Annotated in this window: 20 protein-coding genes; 11 read left to right on the plus strand and 9 right to left on the minus strand. The window is 71.9% G+C overall.

All coding sequences use genetic code 11. The features are described from left to right. The first annotated feature begins 56 nt into the window (after window positions 1-56). The 5 genes from acs (at window position 57) to ACRAS8_RS16465 (ending at window position 5,509) form a co-directional block, all read left to right on the plus strand. Window positions 57-2,021: an acetate--CoA ligase gene (acs, locus tag ACRAS8_RS16445; RefSeq protein WP_438486804.1), complete on the plus strand. Its 1,965-nt coding sequence runs from the start codon at window positions 57-59 to the stop codon at window positions 2,019-2,021. A gap of 331 nt (window positions 2,022-2,352) precedes the next feature. Further along, on the plus strand, window positions 2,353-3,705 hold the full coding sequence (nhaA, locus tag ACRAS8_RS16450) for a Na+/H+ antiporter NhaA (RefSeq protein WP_438490508.1): 1,353 nt from the start codon (window positions 2,353-2,355) through the stop codon (window positions 3,703-3,705). 44 nt (window positions 3,706-3,749) lie between these two features. Then, complete coding sequence (locus ACRAS8_RS16455; protein ID WP_438486805.1) at window positions 3,750-4,208, plus strand: phage holin family protein; 459 nt, start codon at window positions 3,750-3,752, stop codon at window positions 4,206-4,208. Further along, complete coding sequence (locus ACRAS8_RS16460; RefSeq protein ID WP_438486806.1) at window positions 4,205-5,134, plus strand: alpha/beta fold hydrolase; 930 nt, start codon at window positions 4,205-4,207, stop codon at window positions 5,132-5,134. Before ACRAS8_RS16455 ends, ACRAS8_RS16460 begins: the two co-directional genes overlap by 4 nt. A gap of 177 nt (window positions 5,135-5,311) precedes the next feature. Then, window positions 5,312-5,509, plus strand: coding sequence for a hypothetical protein (locus tag ACRAS8_RS16465; protein ID WP_438486807.1), 198 nt, complete (start codon window positions 5,312-5,314; stop codon window positions 5,507-5,509). Window positions 5,510-5,575: 66 nt separating this feature from the next. On the opposite strand, the gene ACRAS8_RS16470 is transcribed toward ACRAS8_RS16465, so the two are convergent. From ACRAS8_RS16470 to nth, 3 genes are all read right to left on the minus strand, one after another. After that, window positions 5,576-6,775 (minus strand): MarP family serine protease, encoded by a 1,200-nt coding sequence (locus ACRAS8_RS16470; protein ID WP_438486808.1) that lies wholly within the window; start codon window positions 6,773-6,775, stop codon window positions 5,576-5,578. A 13-nt stretch (window positions 6,776-6,788) separates the two neighbouring features. Further along, window positions 6,789-7,514: an NUDIX hydrolase gene (locus ACRAS8_RS16475; RefSeq protein ID WP_438486809.1), complete on the minus strand. Its 726-nt coding sequence runs from the start codon at window positions 7,512-7,514 to the stop codon at window positions 6,789-6,791. Between the two features lie 97 nt (window positions 7,515-7,611). After that, complete coding sequence (nth, locus tag ACRAS8_RS16480) at window positions 7,612-8,679, minus strand: endonuclease III (protein WP_438486810.1); 1,068 nt, start codon at window positions 8,677-8,679, stop codon at window positions 7,612-7,614. A 382-nt stretch (window positions 8,680-9,061) separates the two neighbouring features. Between nth and ACRAS8_RS16485 the strand changes: the two genes are divergently transcribed. Together ACRAS8_RS16485 and ACRAS8_RS16490 are read left to right on the plus strand one after the other, a co-directional pair. Then, on the plus strand, window positions 9,062-9,736 hold the full coding sequence (locus ACRAS8_RS16485) for a Crp/Fnr family transcriptional regulator (RefSeq protein WP_003981529.1): 675 nt from the start codon (window positions 9,062-9,064) through the stop codon (window positions 9,734-9,736). Between the two features lie 141 nt (window positions 9,737-9,877). Continuing rightward, window positions 9,878-10,501 carry a nucleotidyltransferase domain-containing protein gene (locus tag ACRAS8_RS16490; protein WP_438486811.1) on the plus strand — a complete coding sequence of 208 codons (624 nt, stop codon included), beginning with the start codon at window positions 9,878-9,880 and terminating at the stop codon, window positions 10,499-10,501. A gap of 112 nt (window positions 10,502-10,613) precedes the next feature. On the opposite strand, the gene ACRAS8_RS16495 is transcribed toward ACRAS8_RS16490, so the two are convergent. The 4 genes from ACRAS8_RS16495 to ACRAS8_RS16510 all read right to left on the minus strand — a co-directional run bounded on the left by ACRAS8_RS16495 (window position 10,614) and on the right by ACRAS8_RS16510 (window position 13,070). After that, window positions 10,614-11,444: an MBL fold metallo-hydrolase gene (locus tag ACRAS8_RS16495; RefSeq protein ID WP_438486812.1), complete on the minus strand. Its 831-nt coding sequence runs from the start codon at window positions 11,442-11,444 to the stop codon at window positions 10,614-10,616. After that, window positions 11,441-12,346 (minus strand): NUDIX hydrolase, encoded by a 906-nt coding sequence (locus tag ACRAS8_RS16500; RefSeq protein WP_438486813.1) that lies wholly within the window; start codon window positions 12,344-12,346, stop codon window positions 11,441-11,443. The genes ACRAS8_RS16495 and ACRAS8_RS16500 overlap by 4 nt, the downstream gene beginning before the upstream one ends. Window positions 12,347-12,450: 104 nt before the next feature. Further along, on the minus strand, window positions 12,451-12,915 hold the full coding sequence (locus ACRAS8_RS16505; protein WP_438486814.1) for a RidA family protein: 465 nt from the start codon (window positions 12,913-12,915) through the stop codon (window positions 12,451-12,453). Further along, the gene (locus ACRAS8_RS16510; protein WP_003967454.1) at window positions 12,912-13,070 is read right to left on the minus strand and encodes a DUF4177 domain-containing protein; all 159 of its coding nucleotides are present in this window, start codon (window positions 13,068-13,070) and stop codon (window positions 12,912-12,914) included. The genes ACRAS8_RS16505 and ACRAS8_RS16510 overlap by 4 nt, the downstream gene beginning before the upstream one ends. 153 nt (window positions 13,071-13,223) lie before the next feature. Here ACRAS8_RS16510 and ACRAS8_RS16515 point away from each other — a divergent pair, with 153 nt between their 5' ends. Together ACRAS8_RS16515 and ACRAS8_RS16520 are read left to right on the plus strand one after the other, a co-directional pair. Then, on the plus strand, window positions 13,224-14,201 hold the full coding sequence (locus ACRAS8_RS16515; protein ID WP_438486815.1) for an ArsA family ATPase: 978 nt from the start codon (window positions 13,224-13,226) through the stop codon (window positions 14,199-14,201). Further along, window positions 14,198-15,598, plus strand: coding sequence for an ArsA family ATPase (locus tag ACRAS8_RS16520; protein WP_438486816.1), 1,401 nt, complete (start codon window positions 14,198-14,200; stop codon window positions 15,596-15,598). Before ACRAS8_RS16515 ends, ACRAS8_RS16520 begins: the two co-directional genes overlap by 4 nt. A gap of 83 nt (window positions 15,599-15,681) precedes the next feature. On the opposite strand, the gene ACRAS8_RS16525 is transcribed toward ACRAS8_RS16520, so the two are convergent. Then, complete coding sequence (locus ACRAS8_RS16525; protein ID WP_026246983.1) at window positions 15,682-16,026, minus strand: WhiB family transcriptional regulator; 345 nt, start codon at window positions 16,024-16,026, stop codon at window positions 15,682-15,684. 380 nt (window positions 16,027-16,406) lie between these two features. On the opposite strand from ACRAS8_RS16525, the gene ACRAS8_RS16530 reads away from it, so the two are divergent. Further along, complete coding sequence (locus ACRAS8_RS16530) at window positions 16,407-18,620, plus strand: transglycosylase domain-containing protein (RefSeq protein WP_438486817.1); 2,214 nt, start codon at window positions 16,407-16,409, stop codon at window positions 18,618-18,620. Window positions 18,621-18,820: 200 nt separating this feature from the next. On the opposite strand, the gene ACRAS8_RS16535 is transcribed toward ACRAS8_RS16530, so the two are convergent. Next, window positions 18,821-19,285 carry a GatB/YqeY domain-containing protein gene (locus tag ACRAS8_RS16535; protein ID WP_438486818.1) on the minus strand — a complete coding sequence of 155 codons (465 nt, stop codon included), beginning with the start codon at window positions 19,283-19,285 and terminating at the stop codon, window positions 18,821-18,823. Window positions 19,286-19,435: 150 nt separating this feature from the next. Between ACRAS8_RS16535 and ACRAS8_RS16540 the strand changes: the two genes are divergently transcribed. Next, a complete protein-coding gene (locus ACRAS8_RS16540; RefSeq protein WP_438486819.1) occupies window positions 19,436-20,362 on the plus strand; it encodes a metallophosphoesterase in 927 nt (308 codons plus the stop codon). Window positions 20,363-20,423: the final 61 nt, after the last annotated feature.

Consider the following 20,423-nt stretch of genomic DNA (forward strand, 5'->3'; position numbering starts at 1 on the left):
CGGGCTGATGAGCTAGGCCCCGGGACACATCGCACGCCCTGGGAATGGGAGATGTCGTGAGCAACGAGAGCCTGGCCAACCTCTTGAAGGAGGAGCGGCGGTTCGCGCCGCCCGCCGAGCTGGCCGCGAACGCCAACGTCACGGCCGCCGCGTACGAAGAGGCCGCGGCGGACCGGCTGGGCTTCTGGGCCGAGCAGGCCAAGCGCCTGACCTGGGAGACCGAGCCCACCGAGACCCTCGACTGGTCCAACCCGCCGTTCGCGAAGTGGTTCGCCGACGGCAGGCTCAACGTCGCCTACAACTGCGTGGACCGCCACGTGGAGAACGGCCTCGGCGACCGCGTCGCGATCCACTTCGAGGGCGAGCCGGGCGACAGCCGCGCGATCACCTACGCCGAGCTCCAGCGCGAGGTGTCGAAGGCGGCCAACGCCCTGACCGAGCTGGGCGTTCGGGCCGGCGACCGGGTCGCCATCTATCTGCCGATGATCCCGGAGGCGGTGATCTCCATGCTGGCCTGCGCCCGGCTGGGCGCGCCGCACTCCGTCGTCTTCGGCGGCTTCTCCGCGGACGCGCTGGCGACGCGGATCGACGACGCCGACGCCCGCGTGGTCATCACCGCCGACGGCGGTTACCGCCGCGGCAAGCCCTCCGCTCTCAAGCCGGCGGTGGACGAGGCGCTGACCAAGCCCGGTACGGAGAACGTCCGCAGCGTGCTGGTCGTCCGCCGCACCGACCAGGAGGTCGGCTGGACCGAGGGCCGCGACGTGTGGTGGCACGACGTCGTCGAGCGGCAGAGCCCGGAGCACACCCCCGAGGCGTTCGACGCCGAGCACCCGCTGTTCATCCTCTACACCTCCGGGACGACGGGTAAGCCCAAGGGCATCCTGCACACCACCGGCGGCTATCTCACCCAGGTCTCGTACACCCACCACGCGGTCTTCGACCTGAAGCCGGAGACCGACGTCTTCTGGTGCACCGCCGACGTCGGCTGGGTGACGGGCCACTCGTACATCACCTACGGCCCGCTCTCCAACGGCGCCACCGAGGTGCTCTACGAAGGCACCCCGGACACCCCGCACCAGGGCCGCTGGTGGGAGATCGTCCAGAAGTACGGCGTGACGATCCTGTACACCGCGCCGACCGCGATCCGCGCCTGCATGAAGTGGGGCGACGACATCCCGGCGAAGTTCGACCTGTCGTCGCTGCGCCTGCTGGGGTCGGTGGGCGAGCCGATCAACCCCGAGGCGTGGATCTGGTACCGCAAGCACATCGGGGCGGACCGGGCGCCGATCGTCGACACCTGGTGGCAGACCGAGACCGGCGCGATGATGCTCACGCCGCTGCCGGGCGTGACGGAGACCAAGCCCGGCTCGGCGCAGCGCCCGCTGCCCGGCATCTCGGCCACGGTGGTGGACGACGAGGCCAACGAGGTGCCCGACGGCGGTGGCGGCTATCTCGTCCTGACCGAGCCCTGGCCGGCGATGCTGCGCACCATCTGGGGCGACGACCAGCGCTACCTGGACACCTACTGGTCCCGTTTCGAGGGCAAGTACTTCGCCGGCGACGGCGCCAAGAAGGACGAGGACGGCGACATCTGGCTGCTGGGCCGGGTGGACGACGTGATGCTGGTCTCCGGCCACAACATCTCCACCACCGAGGTGGAGTCCGCGCTGGTCTCCCACCCGAAGGTGGCCGAGGCCGCGGTGGTGGGCGCCACCGACCCGCAGACGACCCAGGCCATCTGCGCCTTCGTCATCCTGCGCGGCGGCGCCACCGCCGAGGACGAGGGGCTGGTCGACGAGCTGCGCGCCCATGTCGCCCAGCAGCTCGGCCCGATCGCCAAGCCCAAGCGGATCCTGCCGGTCGCGGAGCTGCCCAAGACCCGCTCCGGCAAGATCATGCGGCGCCTGCTGCGCGACGTCGCCGAGAACCGCAGTCTCGGGGACGTCACCACGCTCACCGACTCCTCCGTCATGGAGCTGATCCAGTCGAAGCTGCCGAGCGCGCCGAGCGAGGACTGACGCACCGGGCGGGCCTGTCGCCGCAGCGACGGAGCCCCGCCCCGCGCGCACGGAGGGGGCACCGGGCCATAGCGGCCGGGTGCCCCCTCCGCCGTGCCCGGGCTCGCCCCGGCGCCTCCCCCGGCGGCCCGACGCCCGAAATGCCCGTAAAGTATTGCCCACGCATAAACCGCTTGCACCCACCCGTTAGGGTTAAGGGGACGTCAACAAGACGCCAAGAAACTCTGGGTGCGCCGGGAAGTCTGGTCGGCAACTGCTAAAGCCGTTCTCAGCTGCCGGAGGTCATCGCGTGACTGCGCCCAGCAACCGCCGTTCCATCTTCCTCGGCCGGATGCCGCTGCCGGAGCGGAACTTCATCGCCGACGCGCTGCGCACCGAAACCGTCGGCGGGGTGCTCCTCCTCGCCGCCGCCATCGCCGCCCTCATCTGGGCCAACACCCTCGGCGGCAGCTACGAGGCGGTCCGCGGCCTGCACCTCGGCCCGGCGTCGCTCGGCCTGGACCTCTCCCTCCAGCACTGGGCCGCCAACGGCCTGCTCGCGGTCTTCTTCTTCGTCGCCGGCATCGAGCTCAAGCGCGAACTGGTCGCCGGCGAACTCCGCGATCCCAAGGCCGCCGCCCTCCCGGTGATCGCCGCGATCTGCGGCATGGCGACCCCCGCCCTCGTCTACTTCGCCGTCAACGCCACCGGTGGCGGCTCACTCGGCGGCTGGGCGGTCCCCACCGCCACCGACATCGCCTTCGCCCTCGCCGTCCTCGCGGTCATCGGCACCTCCCTGCCGTCCGCGCTGCGCGCCTTCCTGCTCACCCTCGCCGTCGTCGACGACCTCTTCGCGATCCTGATCATCGCGATCTTCTTCACCTCGAAGCTCAACTTCCTCGCCCTCGGCCTGGCCGTCGCCGGCCTGGTGCTCTTCTACGTCCTGCTGCGCATCGGCGTCCGCGGCTGGTACGTCTACGTCCCGCTCGGCGTGGTGATCTGGGCCCTGATGGAGAACAGCGGCGTGCACGCCACCATCGCCGGCGTCGCCATGGGCCTGATGCTGCGCTGCCAGCGCCGCGACGGCGAACGGCAGTCCCCCGGCGAGCACATCGAGCACCTGGTCCGCCCGCTGTCGGCGGGGCTGGCGGTGCCGCTGTTCGCGCTGTTCTCCGCGGGCGTGTCCATATCCGGCGGCGCGGTCCGCGACGTCTTCACCCGGCCGGAGACGCTCGGCGTGGTCCTCGGCCTCGTCGTGGGCAAGGCGGTGGGCATCTTCGGCGGCACCTGGTGCACCGCCCGCTTCACCAGGGCCGAGCTCAACCCCGAGCTGAAGTGGCCGGACGTCTTCGGCGTCGCCGCCCTGGCCGGCATCGGCTTCACCGTCTCGCTGCTGATCGGCGAACTGGCCTTCGCCGGCGACCCGGTCCTGACCGACGAGATCAAGGCCGCGGTGCTGATCGGCTCGCTGCTCGCCGCCGTCTTCGCCGGCATCCTCCTGAAGGTCCGCAACAACAAGTACCGGCGCCTGTGCGACGAGGAGGAGCGCGACGAGGACATGGACGGCATCCCCGACGTCTACGAACAGGACCGGCCCGAGTACCACCTGCGGATGGCCGCGATCCACGAGGCGAAGGCCGCGGAACACCGCCGGCTGGCCGAAATGGCTGCCGGGGCCCGGTCCGGCGACGATGGTCCGGCATGATCTGAGAGGCTTTGCATCCAGGCGAAGAGAAGAGGGAGACGGCGATGAGCGCAGCCGACGACGGTGCGGACCGCAGCCTCGGGCAGCTGGTGGCCACGGCGACCGCCGAGATGTCCGCGCTGGTGCACGACGAGATCGCACTGGCCAAGGCGGAACTCCGGCAGGACGCCAAGCGGGCGGGCATCGGCAGTGCCGCGTTCCTCGTGGCGGGCGCACTGGCGCTGTTCGCGCTGCCGGTGCTGAGTTTCGCGGCGGCCTACGGCATCCACAACCTCGGCCTCGGGCTGGCCTGGTCCTTCCTGATCGTGGGCGGCGCCTTCCTCGTCGTCGCCGCGCTGCTGGTCCTGATCGCGGTGGCCAAGATGAAGAAGATCAAGAAGCCGGAGAAGTCGATCGCCTCCGCCAAGCAGACCGCCGCGGTGCTCCAGAAGGCCAAGCCGCACCCGCGACCGGCCGAGGCGGACCACCCGGTCCTGGAGTCTGTGACACGCTCGTCGGTATGACAGCCCCTGACAGCACCGCCTCGGTCGTGCGGCTCGATCTCCCGGGCGGCCAAGAGGTCACGCACCGGGACGTCGCGGCCAACGGCGCGCGCTTCCACATCGCCGAGCTGGGCGACGGGCCCCTCGTGCTGCTGCTGCACGGCTTCCCGCAGTTCTGGTGGACCTGGCGGCACCAACTGCCCGCACTGGCCGACGCCGGCTTCCGCGCCGTCGCCATGGACCTGCGCGGGGTCGGCGGCAGCGACCGCACCCCGCGCGGCTACGACCCCGCCAACCTCGCCCTCGACATCACCGGCGTCATCCGCTCCCTGGGCGAGGCGGACGCCGCGCTGGTCGGGCACGATCTGGGCGGCTATCTCGCCTGGACGGCGGCGGCGATGCGGCCCAAGCTGGTGCGCCGGCTCGCGGTCTCCTCGATGCCGCACCCGCGGCGCTGGCGGGCCGCGATGCTCGCCGACGTCCGCCGCAGCTCGCACGTCTGGAGCTTCCAGCGGCCCTGGCTGCCGGAGCGCCGGCTCACCGCCGACGACGCGGAGCTGGTGGGCCGCATGATCCGCGACTGGTCCGGGCCCCGGCTCCCCGAGGACGAGACCGTCGAGATCTACCGGCGGGCGATGGCCATCCCGTCGACGGCGCACTGCTCGATCGAGCCGTACCGCTGGATGGTGCGCTCGATGGCCCGCCCCGACGGCCTCCTCTTCAACCGCCGGATGAAGAAGCCCGTACGGGTCCCCACCCTGCATCTGCACGGCTCACTGGACCCGGTGATGCGCACCCGCAGCGCCGCCGGCTCCGGCGAGTACGTCGAAGCCCCCTACCGCTGGCGGCTCTTCGACGGCCTGGGCCACTGGCCGCACGAGGAGGACCCCGCGGCCTTCTCCACCGAGCTGATCAACTGGCTCAAGGACCCGGAACCGGACCGCTGACACCCCTGCCCCACCGGCCCCGCGCCACCGGTCCCACGCCCACCCCGCACGGTGCTCGGCCCGCCCCACCGCACCATGCGAACTCCCGTCCACCGAACGGCCATTTGCCTCCCGCATAGGCCAATTGGCCCTCTCCCAAGCGGTTACGGACCATGGGCCACGGGCAGAGTCGAGGGTATGGGCTGGACGCACGACCACCGTGACGTGGCACGTAACCGCCGCAGCAGTGCCGCTGCAGTGGGGACGCAGGACCGGGGCGCCTCGGATCTCGGATCCGGCGGCTCCCCCGACCCGGCGCACCCGATGGGCATCCCCCGGATCCTGCGCCGCAGAGCGCGCTGGATGAGCGCCCGGCTGCGCCATTCCCGCAGCTGACCCGGCGAGCGGCTGCCGGGCCGCGTCCCGTCCGCAGCGGATCGGTGCGCGGCCCCGCACCCGGCCTCAGATCGCGCACCCCTGGGTGTCGACCTGCCGGCTCGCGGTCCGCCCCCGGACGGCGTCCGTCCGCACCTCGTCCGCCGTCAGCGCGTAGCCGGTGTGGGCGTCGTCCCGCGATTTGGCGAAGACCACGCCGTAGACCTCGCCCTGAGGGGTGAGCAGCGGGCCGCCGGAGTTGCCCTCGCGGACCGTGGCGAAGAGCGAGTAGACGTCGCGGCCGACGGTGCCCCGCTGGTAGATGTCCGCGCCGTCCGCCTGGATGCGGCCGCGGACCCGGGCCGGGCGGACGTCGTAGCCGCCGTTCTCCGGGAAGCCGGCGACGATGGCGCTCTTGCCGCTGACGGCGTCCTTGGCCGCGAACTTCAGCACCGGGGCGCGCAGCTGCGGGACGTCCAGTACGGCGATGTCGCGCTGCCAGTCGTAGAGCACGACCTTGGCGTCCACCGGGAGCCCCTCGCCGCCCACCTGGACGGTGGGGTCGCTGACGCCGCCGACCACATGGGCGTTGGTCATCACCCGGTGCGGCGCGAAGACGAAACCGGTGCCCTCCAGGATCTTGCCGCAGCTGGGTGCCCGGCCGACGATCTTGACGATGCTGCGCCGGGCGTCCGAGGCGACCGGGCCGTTGGCCAGCGCCGGGTCCGGCGGGCGGACCGGCTTGATCGGTTCGTTGGCGAACGGCGTGAAGACCTGCGGGAAGCCGTTCTGCGCCAGCACCGCGAAGAAGTCCTTGAACCAGGTGTTGGCCTCCTGCGGCATGATCTCGGAGACCCCGAGCAGCACCTTGGAGTTGCGGACCTCCTTGCTGAACGTCGGCAGGGACGTCTGCGCCAGGGCGGCGCCGATCAGCCAGGCGACCACCAGCATCGCCAGGACGTTGACGAGCGCGCCGCCGGTCGCGTCCAGCGCCCGCGCCGGGGTCCAGGTGATGTGGCGGCGGAGTTTGTTGCCGAGGTGGGTGGTGAGTGCCTGGCCCACCGAGGCGCAGACGATCACGATGGCGACCGCCGCGATCACCGCGAAGGTGCCCGGTTTGGCGTCGTCGGTGACCCCGTTCCAGATCACCGGCAGCACATAGACCGCGATCAGACCTCCTCCGAGGAAGCCGATCACGGACAGGATGCCGACGAGGAAGCCTTGCCGGTAACCGACGATCGCGAACCACACGGCCGCGACCAGCAGCAGGATGTCCAGGACGTTCACGCCGGACACCGTCTCACGAGCGCCAGTCGAGCGGGACCTGCTTCTCGCGGTCCCATGGGATCTCCCATCCCGCGTAGTGCAGGATCCGGTCGATCACTCCGGCGGTGAAACCCCAGACCAGCGCGTCCTCGACGAGGAAGGCGGGGCCCACGTGGCCGCTGGGGTGACGCGTGGTGACGCGGTGCGCGGGGTCCGTGAGATCCGCCACCGGAACGGTGAAGACCCGGGCGGTCTCGCCCTGGTCCACCGCGCCCACCGGGCTCGGCACCCGCCACCACCCCAGCACGGGCGTCACGACGAAACCGCTGACGGGGATGTAGAGCCGCGGCAGCACCCCGAAGACCTGGACGCCGGAGGGATCCAGTCCGGTCTCCTCCTGGGCCTCGCGCAGCGCCGCGCGGACCGGACCCGGCCCCTCCGGATCGCCGTCCTGCGGATCGAGTGAGCCGCCCGGGAAGGAGGGCTGGCCGGCGTGCGAGCGCAGGGTGCCGGCGCGCTCCATCAGGAGCAGCTCGGGCCCTCGGGCGCCGTGCCCGAAGAGGATCAGTACGGCGGACTGCCGGCCGCCGTGTTCCGGCGGCAGAAAGCGGCTGAGCTGGCGCGGCTCCACCGTGGCGGCCGCGCGGGCCACCGGGGCCAGCCACTCGGGCAGGCCCTCGGCCGTCACGGCGGCCTCCCGCCCGGCCGCCGCCGAGCGGGTGTCCGTCGGCTCGCCGTACTGCTCCCGTGCACTCGTCATCCGCGCCCCCTTGAGGCTTACGTCGATGGTCGGTCCCCCTGGAGTCCTGCGCGTCCCGGGCCCGTCCGGTGATCAGGCCGGAGGGGCCCTCGCCGCCCTATGAGGCCGCCAGCGGCGGCGCGGGCTGCCCCGGATAGTCGGCCGGCGGCTTCAGGCGCTGCCCGGGCTGACCGCCCAGCTCGTACTTGAGCAGCTTCTTCGCCTTCTCCGGGTCGGTCTCGCCCTCGCCGTACGAGGGGCACAGCGGGGCGATCGGGCAGGCGCCGCAGGCGGGCTTGCGGGAGTGGCAGACGCGGCGGCCGTGGAAGACCACGCGGTGCGAGAGCATCGTCCACTCGCTCTTCGGGAAGATCTCGGCGACGTCGGCCTCGACCTTCTCGGCGTCCTGTGCCGTCGTCCAGCCGAAGCGGCGCGCCAGCCGGCCGAAGTGGGTGTCCACGGTGATGCCGGGGACGCCGAAGGCGTTGCCGAGCACCACATTGGCGGTCTTGCGGCCGACGCCAGGGAGGGTGACCAGGTCTTCCAGGCGGCCCGGCACCTCGCCACCGAAGCGGTCGCGCAGCGCCGTGGACAGGCCGATCAGGGACTTCGCCTTGGCGCGGAAGAAGCCGGTCGGGCGGATCAGCTCCTCCAGCTGCTCCGGCGGGACGGCGGCCATGTCCTCGGGCGTGGGGCAGACCGCGAAGAGGCGGGGGGTCGTCTGGTTGACCCGCAGGTCGGTGGTCTGGGCGGAGAGGACCGTGGCGACCAGCAGCTCGAAGGGGTTGGTGAAGTCCAGCTCGGGGTGAGCGTACGGATACAGCTCGGCGAGCTCGCGGTTGATCCGCCGGGCCCGGCGCACCATCGCGGCCCGGGACTCGGGCTTACGGGCGGGGGCGGCCTTCTTGGCGGGGGTCTTCACGGCGGCGGCTTTGGTGGCGGCGGCCTTGGTGGTGGTCTTCTTCGCCGCCGTCTTCTTTCCCGCAGTCGTCTTCTTGGCCGCGGTCGCTGCAGCCGTCTTCTTCGACGCCGGCGTCCGCGCCGCCGTGGACTTCCCGGCCACGGCCTTCTTCACGGTGGTCTTCTCCACCGCGGCCTGCCTCCCCGCGGTCTTCTCGGCCGTCTCCTTGGCCGCCTTCCTGGCCACGGTCTTCTTCACCGCCGGCTTCGCGGGGGTCTCCTTCACGGCCGCCTCCTTCGCCTCGGAGCGCGACGCGCCGGACGTGGGCGCCGTCGGCTGCCGCCCGGTCGTCACCCCTGGGGACGATTTGTTACTTTTGTCGGTATTCGAGGCGCCTGCGGGCAGCTGTTCGCCCACAGCGGAATCGCGCTGTGCGCTCACTCTGTCAGCCCCCAGTCCTCTGCTCTCACCGGCGTATTGGACACTCGGCCAGACTAAGGCCACCCACTGACATCCGACCCGATCACCAGGATTCGTGACCCCAATCGGACCCCTGCCGTATGGCTTGGGCCACGGGTCCGGCAAACTTGTGATTGATCGCACTGTTTTGCATTCCGGCATGATGGGGACCACAGTCCTCCGGAGCATGTCGACAAGGAGAGAACTCGTGGACGACGTTCTGCGGCGCGCCCCGCTCTTCGCGGCGCTCGACGACGAGCAGGCGGCCGAGCTTCGCGCCTCGATGGGAGAGGTCACGCTCGCCCGCGGCGACGCCCTGTTCCACGAAGGGGACCCGGGCGACCGCCTGTACGTGGTCACCGAAGGCAAGGTGAAGCTCCACCGCACCTCCCCCGACGGCCGCGAGAACATGCTGGCCGTCCTCGGTCCCGGCGAGCTCATCGGCGAACTGTCGCTCTTCGACCCCGGACCGCGTACGGCCACGGCCACCGCGCTCACCGAGGTCAAGCTGCTCGGCCTGGGCCACGGCGACCTCCAGCCCTGGCTGAACGCCCGCCCCGAGGTGGCCACCGCCCTGCTGCGCGCGGTCGCCCGCCGGCTGCGCAAGACCAACGACCAGATGTCCGACCTGGTCTTCTCGGATGTGCCGGGCCGTGTGGCGCGCGCCCTCCTGGACCTCTCGCGCCGCTTCGGCGTGCAGTCCGAGGAAGGCATCCACGTGGTGCACGACCTCACCCAGGAGGAGCTGGCTCAGCTGGTCGGCGCCTCCCGCGAGACCGTCAACAAGGCCCTCGCGGACTTCGCCGGCCGTGGCTGGCTGCGCCTGGAGGCGCGCGCCGTGATCCTGCTGGATGTCGAACGGCTGGCCAAGCGCTCGCGCTGACCCACGCGTCCGTCGCGACCACCGCGACCATTCCAAGGGCCCTGCTCCGGCGGGGCCCTTGGGGTATCCGGGGCACGCCGGCCGGCTGCCTGCCGGTAATCGGCTCGCCGCCCGCCGCTATCGCGTCCCATAGTGGGCGCCATGACAAGCGTCGGTGAATCCGGGGGCAAGGGCCTAGACCAGGACGGCTGCTTCGTACGGGAAGGCTCCCTGGAGCAGGTGCCCGCGCCGTTCGCACCCGTCGTCGCGGGGCTGACCGACCGGCTGACCGGCCGCTTCCCGCCCGGCAGGGTCCTCAGCGCCTACCTCTACGGCAGCATCCCGCGTGGCACCGCCGTCCCCGGCGTCTCCGACCTCGACGCGCTGCTCATCCTGCGGGGCGGCGGGCCCACCGACGCCGACCGGGCCGCCGCCCACGCCGTCGAGGCGGAGCTGGACGCCGCCTTCCCGCAGATCGACGGCGCCGGCATCCTGCTGATCGGTGCGGACCGGCTGCTGAGCCAGGCGGAGCGATACGACGGCGCGTGGTTCGTGGCCTGCCTGTGCACCCCGCTCAGCGGGCCGGACGTGACCGCGGCGCTGCCCCGTTACCGGCCCACCTCGCTCCTCGCCCGGGAGACCAACGGCGATCTCCACCGCCGACTGCCCGGCCTACGCGAGCGGGCCGCCGCTGTCACCACCCGGCGCTCGCCGAGCAGATACGCGCCGCGGCCCGCGCCGCCCGCAACCCCGCCGCGTACCCGGAACTCCTCGACGACCTGCTGACCGGCCTCGCGCCCTGGCTGGCCGACGAATATCTCGCCGTTCACGGGGCGAAGTCGTCTCCCTCGCAGGGTTCTTGATGAGTCGTCAGGAACCCGCCTCGCCCGGGCCGGCCCTAGATCAGCCCGTGCTCACCCAGGTATTCCAGCTGGGCTCGTACCGACAGTTCGGCCGCCGGCCACAGGGAGCGGTCGACGTCCGCGTACACGTGCGCCACGACCTCGGCGGCGCTCCGGTGGCCGGCCTCCACCGCGGTCTCCACCTGGGCGAGCCGGTGCGCCCGGTGCGCCAGGTAGAACTCCACCGCCCCCTGGGCGTCGTTCAGCACCGGCCCGTGGCCGGGGAGGACCGTCGAGACCCCGTCGTCCACGGTGAGCGAGCGCAGCCGGCGCAGGGAGTCCAGGTAGTCGCCCAGCCGCCCGTCGGGGTGCGCGACCACGGTGGTGCCGCGCCCCAGGATCGTGTCGCCCGTCAGGACGGCCTGGTCGGCGGGCAGATGGAAGCAGAGCGAGTCCGCGGTGTGCCCCGGGGTGGGCACCACCCTCAGCTCCAGGCCCCCGGTGGTGATGACGTCGCCCGCGCCGAGCCCCTCGTCCCCCAGGCGCAGCGCCGGGTCCAGCGCCCGTACAGGGCTGCCGGTCAGCTCGGCGAACCGGGCGGCGCCGTCGGCGTGGTCGGGGTGCCCGTGGGTGAGCAGCGTCAGCGCGACCCGGTGGCCGGACCGTTCCGCGTCGTCGACGACGGCCCGGAGGTGGTTCTCGTCGAGGGGTCCGGGGTCGATGACGACGGCCAGTCCGGAGTCCGGCTCGGCGACGATCCAGGTGTTGGTGCCGTCCAGCGTCATCGGCGACGGGTTCGGGGCCAGGACGCAGTGGGCGCGCGGGGTGGCCTGTCCCGAGATGACGCCACCGCGGGGCTGTCCGGGGAGAGCGGCTGCGTCGGTCATGCGGAAGGTCCTCCCGAGGGCCCCGCGGGGCTGTCGTCCGTCGTCGCGATGTGCTTGGTGAACTCGTCGTGGCCCGGCCAGCTCAGCACGATCTCGCCGTCCTTGAGGCGGGCGCGGGCCAGCACCGGCGTCAGATCCCGCGCCCCGGCCGCGGCGAGCGCCTCGGCGACGGCGACGTACGGCTGGAGGGCGCGCAGCGTGGAGATCGTCGGCGGCATCATCAGCAGCTCGCCGCGGTCGTAGCCGGCCGCGGCCTCCTCCGGGCGGATCCACACCGTGCGGTCCGCCTCCGTGGAGACGTCGAGGGTGCGCTGGCCCTCCGGGAGCGCGGCGACGAAGAAGAACGTGTCGTAGCGGCGCGGTTCGAACTCCGGGGTGATCCAGCGGGCCCAGGCGGCCAGCAGGTCGGAGCGGAGCACCAGGCCGCGGCGGGCCAGGAAGTCGGCGAAGGACAGCTCGTGGGCGACCAGCGCGGCGCGGTCGGCCGCCCAGTCCTCGCCGGTGGTGTCCGCGACGACCGTGGTGGCCGAGTCGCCGGCCAGCAGCACCCCGGATTCCTCGAACGTCTCGCGCACCGCGGCACAGACGATGGCCTGCGCGGTGGACGGGTCGACGCCCAGCCGCACCGCCCATGCGGCGCGCGAGGGGCCCGCCCACCCCACGGGGCGCTCGTCGCGGGGATCGACGGAACCGCCCGGATAGGCGTACGCGCCTCCGGCGAAGGCCATGGAGGCGCGTCTGCGCAGCATGTGGACGACGGGACCGCCGCGGTCGGTGTCCCGCAGCAGGAGGACCGTCGCGGCCCGCCGGGGCGCGGGCGGCGTCAGTTCGCCGTTCGTCAGGGCCCGGATGCGGGCCGGCCAGTCCGGCGGGAACCACTGGCCGTTCGTCGTCGACGCCATGGCCGGATGCTATGCGCTCGCGTGCGGATGTTCGAGGGGCCCTCCGGGGAGGAGGGCCCGATCCGGACGCGAGCACCGCACGTCCACCGGCCTTCGCGGCCCGTTCAGCCGGCGATCTCGACCTGGATCTCGACCTCGACCGGGGCGTCGATCGGCAGCACCGCCACACCCACCGCGGAGCGGGCGTGCACGCCCTTGTCGCCCAGGATCTCGCCGAGCAGCTCGCTGGCCCCGTTGACGACGCCCGGCTGGCCGGTGAAGTCGGGCGCGGAGGCGACGAAGCCGACGACCTTCACCACCCGGACGATCTTGTCGAGGTCGCCGACGACGGACTTCACGGCGGCCAGCGCGTTGAGCGCGCAGGTCGCGGCGAGCTCCTTGGCCTGCTCGGGGCTGACCTCGGCACCGACCTTGCCGGTGAGCGGCAGTGAGCCGTCCACCATGGGCAGCTGGCCGGAGGTGAAGACGTACGAGCCGGAGCGCACCGCGGGCTGGTAGGTGGCCAGCGGCGGCACGACCTCCGGCAGCTTCAGGCCGAGCGACGCGATCCGGTCCTCTACGGCGCTCACGCCTTCTCCCGCTTCAGGTAGGCCACCAGCTGCTCGGGGTTGTTCGGGCCCGGCACGACCTGGACCAGCTCCCAGCCGTCCTCGCCCCAGGTGTCCAGAATCTGCTTCGTCGCGTGCACGAGGAGCGGCACGGTTGCGTATTCCCACTTGGTCATGGGCCGAGCGTAATGCCTGTCCCGGAGGCTCCGGAGCCGCGACCCCTAGGGCACATCCCCGATGGCTCCCCTGACGGTGCCCGGGCGGATCTCCGGGTGCTCCCAGGCGTATCCCGTGCGTGAGCCGGACGCGGACTGGTTAGGCTCCTTGCCGTGAGCAGGCTCCATGTCGTCAGCGGCAAGGGCGGCACCGGCAAGACCACGGTCGCCGCTGCCCTCGCCCTCGCCCTGGCCACCGAGGGACGGCGTACCCTCCTGGTCGAGGTCGAGGGCCGGCAGGGCATTGCCCAGCTGTTCGAGACCGAAGCGCTCCCCTACGAGGAGCGGAAGATCGCGGTGGCCCCCGGGGGCGGCGAGGTGCACGCCCTGGCCATCGACGCCGAGCGCGCCCTGCTGGACTACCTCCAGATGTTCTACAAACTCGGCTCCGCCGGCCGCGCCCTGAAGAAGCTCGGCGCGATCGACTTCGCCACCACCATCGCCCCCGGCCTGCGGGACGTCCTGCTGACCGGCAAGGCGTGCGAGGCCGTCCGCCGCAAGGACAGAAGCGGCGCGTTCGTCTACGACGCGGTCGTGATGGACGCCCCGCCCACCGGCCGCGTCACCCGCTTCCTGAACGTCAACGACGAGGTCGCCGGCCTGGCCAAGATCGGCCCGATCCACAATCAGGCGCAGGCCGTGATGCGCGTCCTGAAGTCCCCCGAGACGGCGGTGCACCTGGTGACGCTCCTGGAGGAGATGCCCGTCCAGGAGACCGCCGACGGCATCGCCGAGCTGCGCGCGGCCGGCATCCCGGTCGGCGGCGTCGTGATCAACATGACCCGCCCCGCCTTGCTGGACAACGGCGATCTGGAGGTGGCGGCCCGTGGCGCCCGGGCCGGCATCGCCAAGGCCCTCTCCCAGGCCGGGCTGGGCGGCGCCCGCCGCGGCGGCGGCGCGGAGCGCCTGATCGACCCCCTGCTGGAGCAGGCGCGCGAGCACGCCGAGCGGGTCGAGCTGGAGCGCGCCCAGCACGCCGAGCTGACCGCCCTCGGCCTGCCCACCTACGAGCTGGGGCTGCTCCCCGAGGGAGTGGACCTCGCCGGGCTCTACGGCCTGGCCAGAGACCTGCGGAAACAGGGGCCCATATGACCTCCGACGACCACCCGACGCTGGACGCCTCGGCCCCGTGGCTGGAGGTCGACGCCCTGCTCGACGACGTGCGCACCCGCATCGTGGTGTGCTGCGGTTCGGGCGGCGTGGGCAAGACCACCACCGCCGCGGCGCTGGGGGTGCGCGCCGCCGAGCGCGGCCGCAAGGTCGTGGTGCTGACGATCGACCCGGCCCGCCGCCTGGCGCAGTCGATGGGCATCTCCGAGCTGGACAACGTCCCCCGCCAGGTCAAGGGCGTCGACGAGAGTGCCGGCGGCGAACTCCACGCGATGATGCTGGACATGAAGCGCACCTTCGACGAGATCGTCGAGGGGCACGCGGACGCCGAGCGGGCCCGCGCCATCCTGGAGAACCCGTTCTACCAGTCCCTGTCGGCCGGATTCGCCGGTACGCAGGAGTACATGGCGATGGAGAAGCTGGGCCAGCTCCGCGCCGGCGACGAGTGGGACCTGATCGTCGTGGACACCCCGCCGAGCCGCTCCGCGCTGGACTTCCTGGACGCGCCCAAGCGGCTGGGCTCCTTCCTGGACGGCAAGTTCATCCGGGTCCTGATGGCGCCGGCGAAGGTCGGCGGCCGGGCCGGCATGAAGTTCCTCAACGTCGGCATGTCGATGATGACCGGCACCCTCAGCAAGCTGATGGGCGGCCAACTCCTCCGCGACGTGCAGACGTTCGTGGCCGCGATGGACACCATGTTCGGCGGCTTCCGCACCCGCGCCGACGCCACCTACCGCCTGCTCCAGGCCCCCGGTACGGCCTTCCTCGTGGTCGCCGCGCCGGAGCGGGACGCCCTGCGCGAGGCGGCGTACTTCGTCGAGCGGCTGGCCGCCGAGCAGATGCCGCTGGCCGGCCTGGTGCTCAACCGCGTCCACGGCAGCGGCGCGGCCCAGCTCAGCGCGGAGCGCGCGCTGGCCGCCGCGGAGGCGCTCACGGAGGAGCTCCCCGACAGCGCCCCGGACGACGCTCCCAACTCCCCGTCCCACGAGGCCGGTTCGGCTCCCGATCCGGCCTGCGATCCGGCTCCCGATCCGACTTCCGTGGAAAATACGGAAAATCTTGGGCCGGACGGCATTATGGATCTGCCCGGCGGGAAGACTGCCTCACGTAACCCCGGCGGCCACTCCCCCGCCGCCGCGGCGCATGCGGCATCCCCTTCTGCCCCGGCAGCGCAACTCGCCGCCGGACTCCTGCGGCTGCACGCGGAACGCATGCAGGTCCTGGCGCGCGAACGGCGCACCCGCGACCGCTTCACCGCACTGCACCCGGAGGTGCCGGTGGCGGAGGTCGCCGCGCTGCCCGGCGACGTCCACGACCTCGCGGGCCTGCGCGCGATCGGCGACCGCCTGGCGCTGCGCCAGGGCGAAGCCGACAACTGACCTGCGCCGGACCGACGTTCACCGGACCGACGTTGCACGGACGACGGCCGGCGGCGTACGGATCAACCCGCCGGGCGGCGGGCCTATCCGACCGCCGCGTACGCGTCGTCGAAGGCATCGTCCGAGCAGTCCACAGGCAACAGGCCCGTGCTGCGCTCGTATTCCGTCCGCGCGGTCTCCAACAGCCGGCGCCATGACGTGACCGTCGGGCGGCGGCGCAGCAGCGCCCTCCGCTCGCGTTCCGTCATCCCGCCCCACACGCCGAACTCCACCCGGTTGTCCAGGGCGTCGGCGAGGCACTCCGTGCGCACCGGACACCCGGTGCACACCGCCTTGGCGCGGTTCTGCGCCGCCCCCTGCACGAATAGTTCATCCGGATCGGTAGTGCGGCAGGCTGCCTGTGCACTCCAGTCGGTTACCCAGCCCATGCTGGCGCCGTCCTCTCCCGAATCGAGGCTCCCCCACGGCGGCAAACGGCATATTCACCGTTGCCAGTTGAGGACGTTACGGAAGGCAGGCAGGGCGCAACACCCCCTTCGGGCCCAATCTTGAATGGCCCGAACGGACTATGCGTACGCGGCAGATCACCCAACGGAGTGACCGCGCGACATACGTCGCTTCCCTCCCAAGCGGGACACTTCACTGTGAAGGCAAGGGATTTATGGCGCACAGCGGGCAAGTGGGACAGCGTCCACGCGGGGAGCAGGGGTTGACGAACCGAGGCAGAACCGTTCCGCTGCGGCGGATGGGACCAGGCTAAACGAACAGGTGCGCCCCTGTCCGGCGAATGAGAACGTAGGCTTCCCCCATGCCTAAGAAGCGCGCGGGCGGGGGTCGGTCGAGGACCCGGCAGGCCGCCAAGTTCCTCGGTGTCAGCGTCCTTGCCGGAGCCGTCCTCGCCGGTATCGCGCTCCCGGCCGCCGGAGCGCTCGGGCTCGCGGCCAAGACGTCCGTCGGGGCCTTCGACGACATCCCGGCGAACCTCAAGACCCCGCCGCTGAGCCAGCGCACCACCATCCTCGACTCCGACGGCGGCGAGATCGCCTCGGTCTACTCCCGCGACCGCACCGTCGTCGGCCTCAAGGACATGTCGCCGTACATCCAGCAGGCCATCGTCGCCATCGAGGACGCCCGCTTCTACGCGCACGGCGCCATCGACCTGAAGGGCATCCTGCGCGCGGTCAACAAGAACGCGCAGTCCGGCGGCGTCGCCCAGGGCGCGTCCACCCTGACCCAGCAGTACGTCAAGAACGTCTTCGTCGAGGAGGCCGGCGACGACCCGGACAAGGTCGCGCAGGCCACCCAGCAGACCCTCGGCCGCAAGGTCAAGGAGCTGAAGTACGCGATCAAGCTGGAGGAGAAGCTCGGCAAGCGCAGGATCCTCCAGAACTACCTCAACATCACGTTCTTCGGGGAGCAGGCGTACGGCGTCGAGTCCGCCGCCCAGCGCTACTTCAGCAAGCACGCCAAGGACCTGGATGTCGGGGAGGCGGCGCTGCTCGCCGGCATCGTCCAGTCCCCGACCCGCTACGACCCGGTCAACCACCCGCAGGCGGCGACGGCCCGGCGCAACACCGTCCTGCGGCGGATGGCCGACCTCAAGGACATCACCCGCGCCCAGGCCGAGGCGGCCGCCGCCCGGCCCATCGAGCTGAAGGTCAGCCGCCCGCAGAACGGCTGCATCACCGCCACCGACGGCGCCGGCTTCTTCTGCGACTACGTCCGCGAGGTGCTGCTCAACGACCCGACGTTCGGCAGGACCCGCGAGGTCCGTTCGAAGCGCTGGATGCAGGGCGGTCTGACCATCCGCACCACTCTGGACCGGCAGTCCCAGAAGTCGATCCAGGCGTCGCTGAGCAAGCACGTCTACGCGGACGACCCGGTGGCCGGCGCCGGCGCCGTCGTCCAGCCGGGCACCGGCAAGATCCTCGGCATGGGCCAGTCCCGGCCCTACGGCTTCGGCCCGAACCAGACCCAGATCAACCTCTCGGTCAACCGCAGGATGGGCGGCGGCGCCGGCTATCAGCCCGGCTCGACGTTCAAGCCGATCGTGGCGGCGGCCGCGCTGGAGCAGGGCGTCAGCCCGTACCAGCAGTACTCCTCGCCGTTCCGGATGGCGTACCCCAGGCCGATCCAGACCTGCACCGGCGAGTGGAACGGCGGCGGTGCGCTCACCAACGAGGACCCCAAGGAAGTCGGCCCGTACGCCATGAAGGAGGCGACCGCGAAGTCGGTCAACACCTACTACGTGCAGCTGATCAGCGACATCGGCATCTGCCCCGTGGTGACGATGGCCAAGAAGATGGGGCTCCAGCGGGCCGACGGCAATCCGCTGGAGCAAGGGCCCTCGATCGCGCTCGGCAGCCAGGAGATGTCCCCGCTGACCATGGCCGCGGCCTACGCCACCTTCGCCGGCGAGGGCACCTACTGCTCCCCCGTCGCCATCGAGTCGATCACCGACGACCGGGGCCGGGCGCTCGACGTCCCCAAGAGCAACTGCCACAGCGCGATGTCCAAGAAGACCGCGGACACCGTCAACGCCCTCCTCAAGGGCGTCGTGGAGGACGGCACCGGCAAACAAGCCGGCCTCAAGGGCCGTGACAGCGCCGGCAAGACCGGCACCACGGACAGCCGGTACGCCGCCTGGTTCGTCGGCTACACCCCGAACGCGGCCGGTGCGGTCTGGGTCGGCGACCCGCGGCACCAGCGGCAGATGTACGACATCACCATCGGCGGCGTCCCGCACGACAAGGTCTACGGTGCCGACACCCCCGGCCCCATCTGGCGCGACATGATGACCGGCGCACTGGCCGGCCGTCCGGCCCCGGACCTGCCGGCCGCCACGATCGACGACCCCCGGAACAAGGGCGACCAGGGCGACCAGGGCGACCAGGGCAAGCCGAAGCCCAACCCGAAACCGAAGCCGGAGCCGGAGCCCGGCGGCGGCGACAACAAGCCCGGCGGCGGCTGGCACATCCCCGGCTTCCCGGGCTTCCTCGGCGGCGGGAACGGCGGCTGGTGAGCGGCCGGTGAACGCCTGATCCGGCCCACGGCGGTGGCCATCCGGCCCACCACCGCCGCGGCACGAAGAACGCGACGAACACTACGAACACGACGAAAAACACGAAGAAGGGGCGCCCTCCCGGCGAGGGGCGCCCCTTCAGCGTTTCCACCGTCTTCACCGCGGCGACCGGCCACCCGACCGGGCCGCCGCCCACGGCCTCAGCCGGCCAGCAGCTTCTTCACCATCGCGGCGACCCGGCCGCCGTCGGCCCGGCCCGCCACCTTCGGATTGACGATCTTCATCACGGCGCCCATGGCCCGCGGCCCCTCGGCCCCGGCCCCGGCGGCCTCCGCCACGGCCGCGGCGACCAGCGACTCCAGCTCCTCGTCCGTCAGCGGCTTGGGCAGATACCCGGCGAGCACCTCGCCCTCGGCTCGCTCGCGCTCGGCCTGCTCGGCCCGGCCGCCCTTGTCGAACGCCTCGGCGGCCTCGCGGCGCTTCTTCGCCTCCCGCGCGATGATCTTCTCGACCTCGCCGTCGGACAGCTCACGCGCCTCGGTGCCCGCCACCTCCTCCTTGTTGATCGCGGTCAGCGTCAGACGGAGGGTGGCGGAACGCAGCTCGTCACGCGCCTTGATCGCGGTGGTGAGGTCGTCCTTGAGCTTGGCCTTGAGCGTGGTCATGCCGTCGAGTATGCCCCCACCCACCGACAACCGCCGCGCCTTTTCCCACCGCGCGCCCCGCCGCGCCCGCCCCTCGCGACACCGGCAATCACACCCGCCCCACCAAGATCACCTCTCCCCGGCGTCCGCCCTCTCTGCAACCATGGACCCATGCGCGCGCGATACGGAGTTCCCCTGTCCCTTGCCGCGGTCGGCGCGGCCGGCCTGGCCTACGCCGCCGGCTACGAAGTCCGCTCCTTCCGTCTGCGACGCGTCACCGTGCCCGTACTGCCCCCCGGCATGCGGCCGTTGCGCGTCCTCCAGGTCTCCGACATCCACATGGTCGGCGGACAGCGGAAGAAACAGCGCTGGCTCCAGTCGCTCGCCGGACTCCGCCCCGACTTCGTCGTCAACACCGGCGACAACCTCTCCGACCCCGACGGCGTCCCGGAGGTCCTCGACGCCCTCGGCCCCCTGATGGAGTTCCCCGGCGCCTACGTCTTCGGCTCCAACGACTACTACGGCCCCCGGCTGCGGAACCCCGCCCGCTACCTGCTGGAGAAGGCCCAGGGCCGGCACGGCCTGAACGGCAACGCCCCCGTCGTCGGCGCCGTCCACAACCCGTGGGAGGACCTCCGCGACGCCTTCGACGCGGCCGGCTGGCTCAACCTCTCCAACACTCGCGGCCACCTCAAGCTGGAGGGCGCCGACATCGCGCTGACCGGCCTGGACGACCCGCACATCAAGCGCGACCGCTACGCCCAGGTCGCGGGCGGCCCCGAACCGGACGCCGACCTCTCCCTGGCCGTCGTCCACGCCCCGTACCTGCGCTCCCTGGACGCCTTCACCGCCGACCGCTACCCGCTGATCCTCGCCGGCCACACCCACGGCGGCCAGCTCTGCGTCCCCTTCTACGGCGCCCTCGTCACCAACTGCGACATCGACACCAAGCGCGCCAAGGGCCTCTCCACCCACACCACCGACGGCCACACCTCCTACCTCCACGTCTCCGCCGGCTGCGGCACCAACCGCTACACCCCGATCCGCTTCGCCTGCCCCCCGGAAGCCACCCTCCTGACCCTGACGCCCCACCACTGACGCCGCACCGCCCCCAAGAGCGCCCTACCCGGCGTGACCTCCGTCACTCACTCCCCTCCAG

This window comes from Streptomyces sp. S186 (assembly GCF_051603415.1).
Taxonomy (GTDB): domain Bacteria; phylum Actinomycetota; class Actinomycetes; order Streptomycetales; family Streptomycetaceae; genus Streptomyces.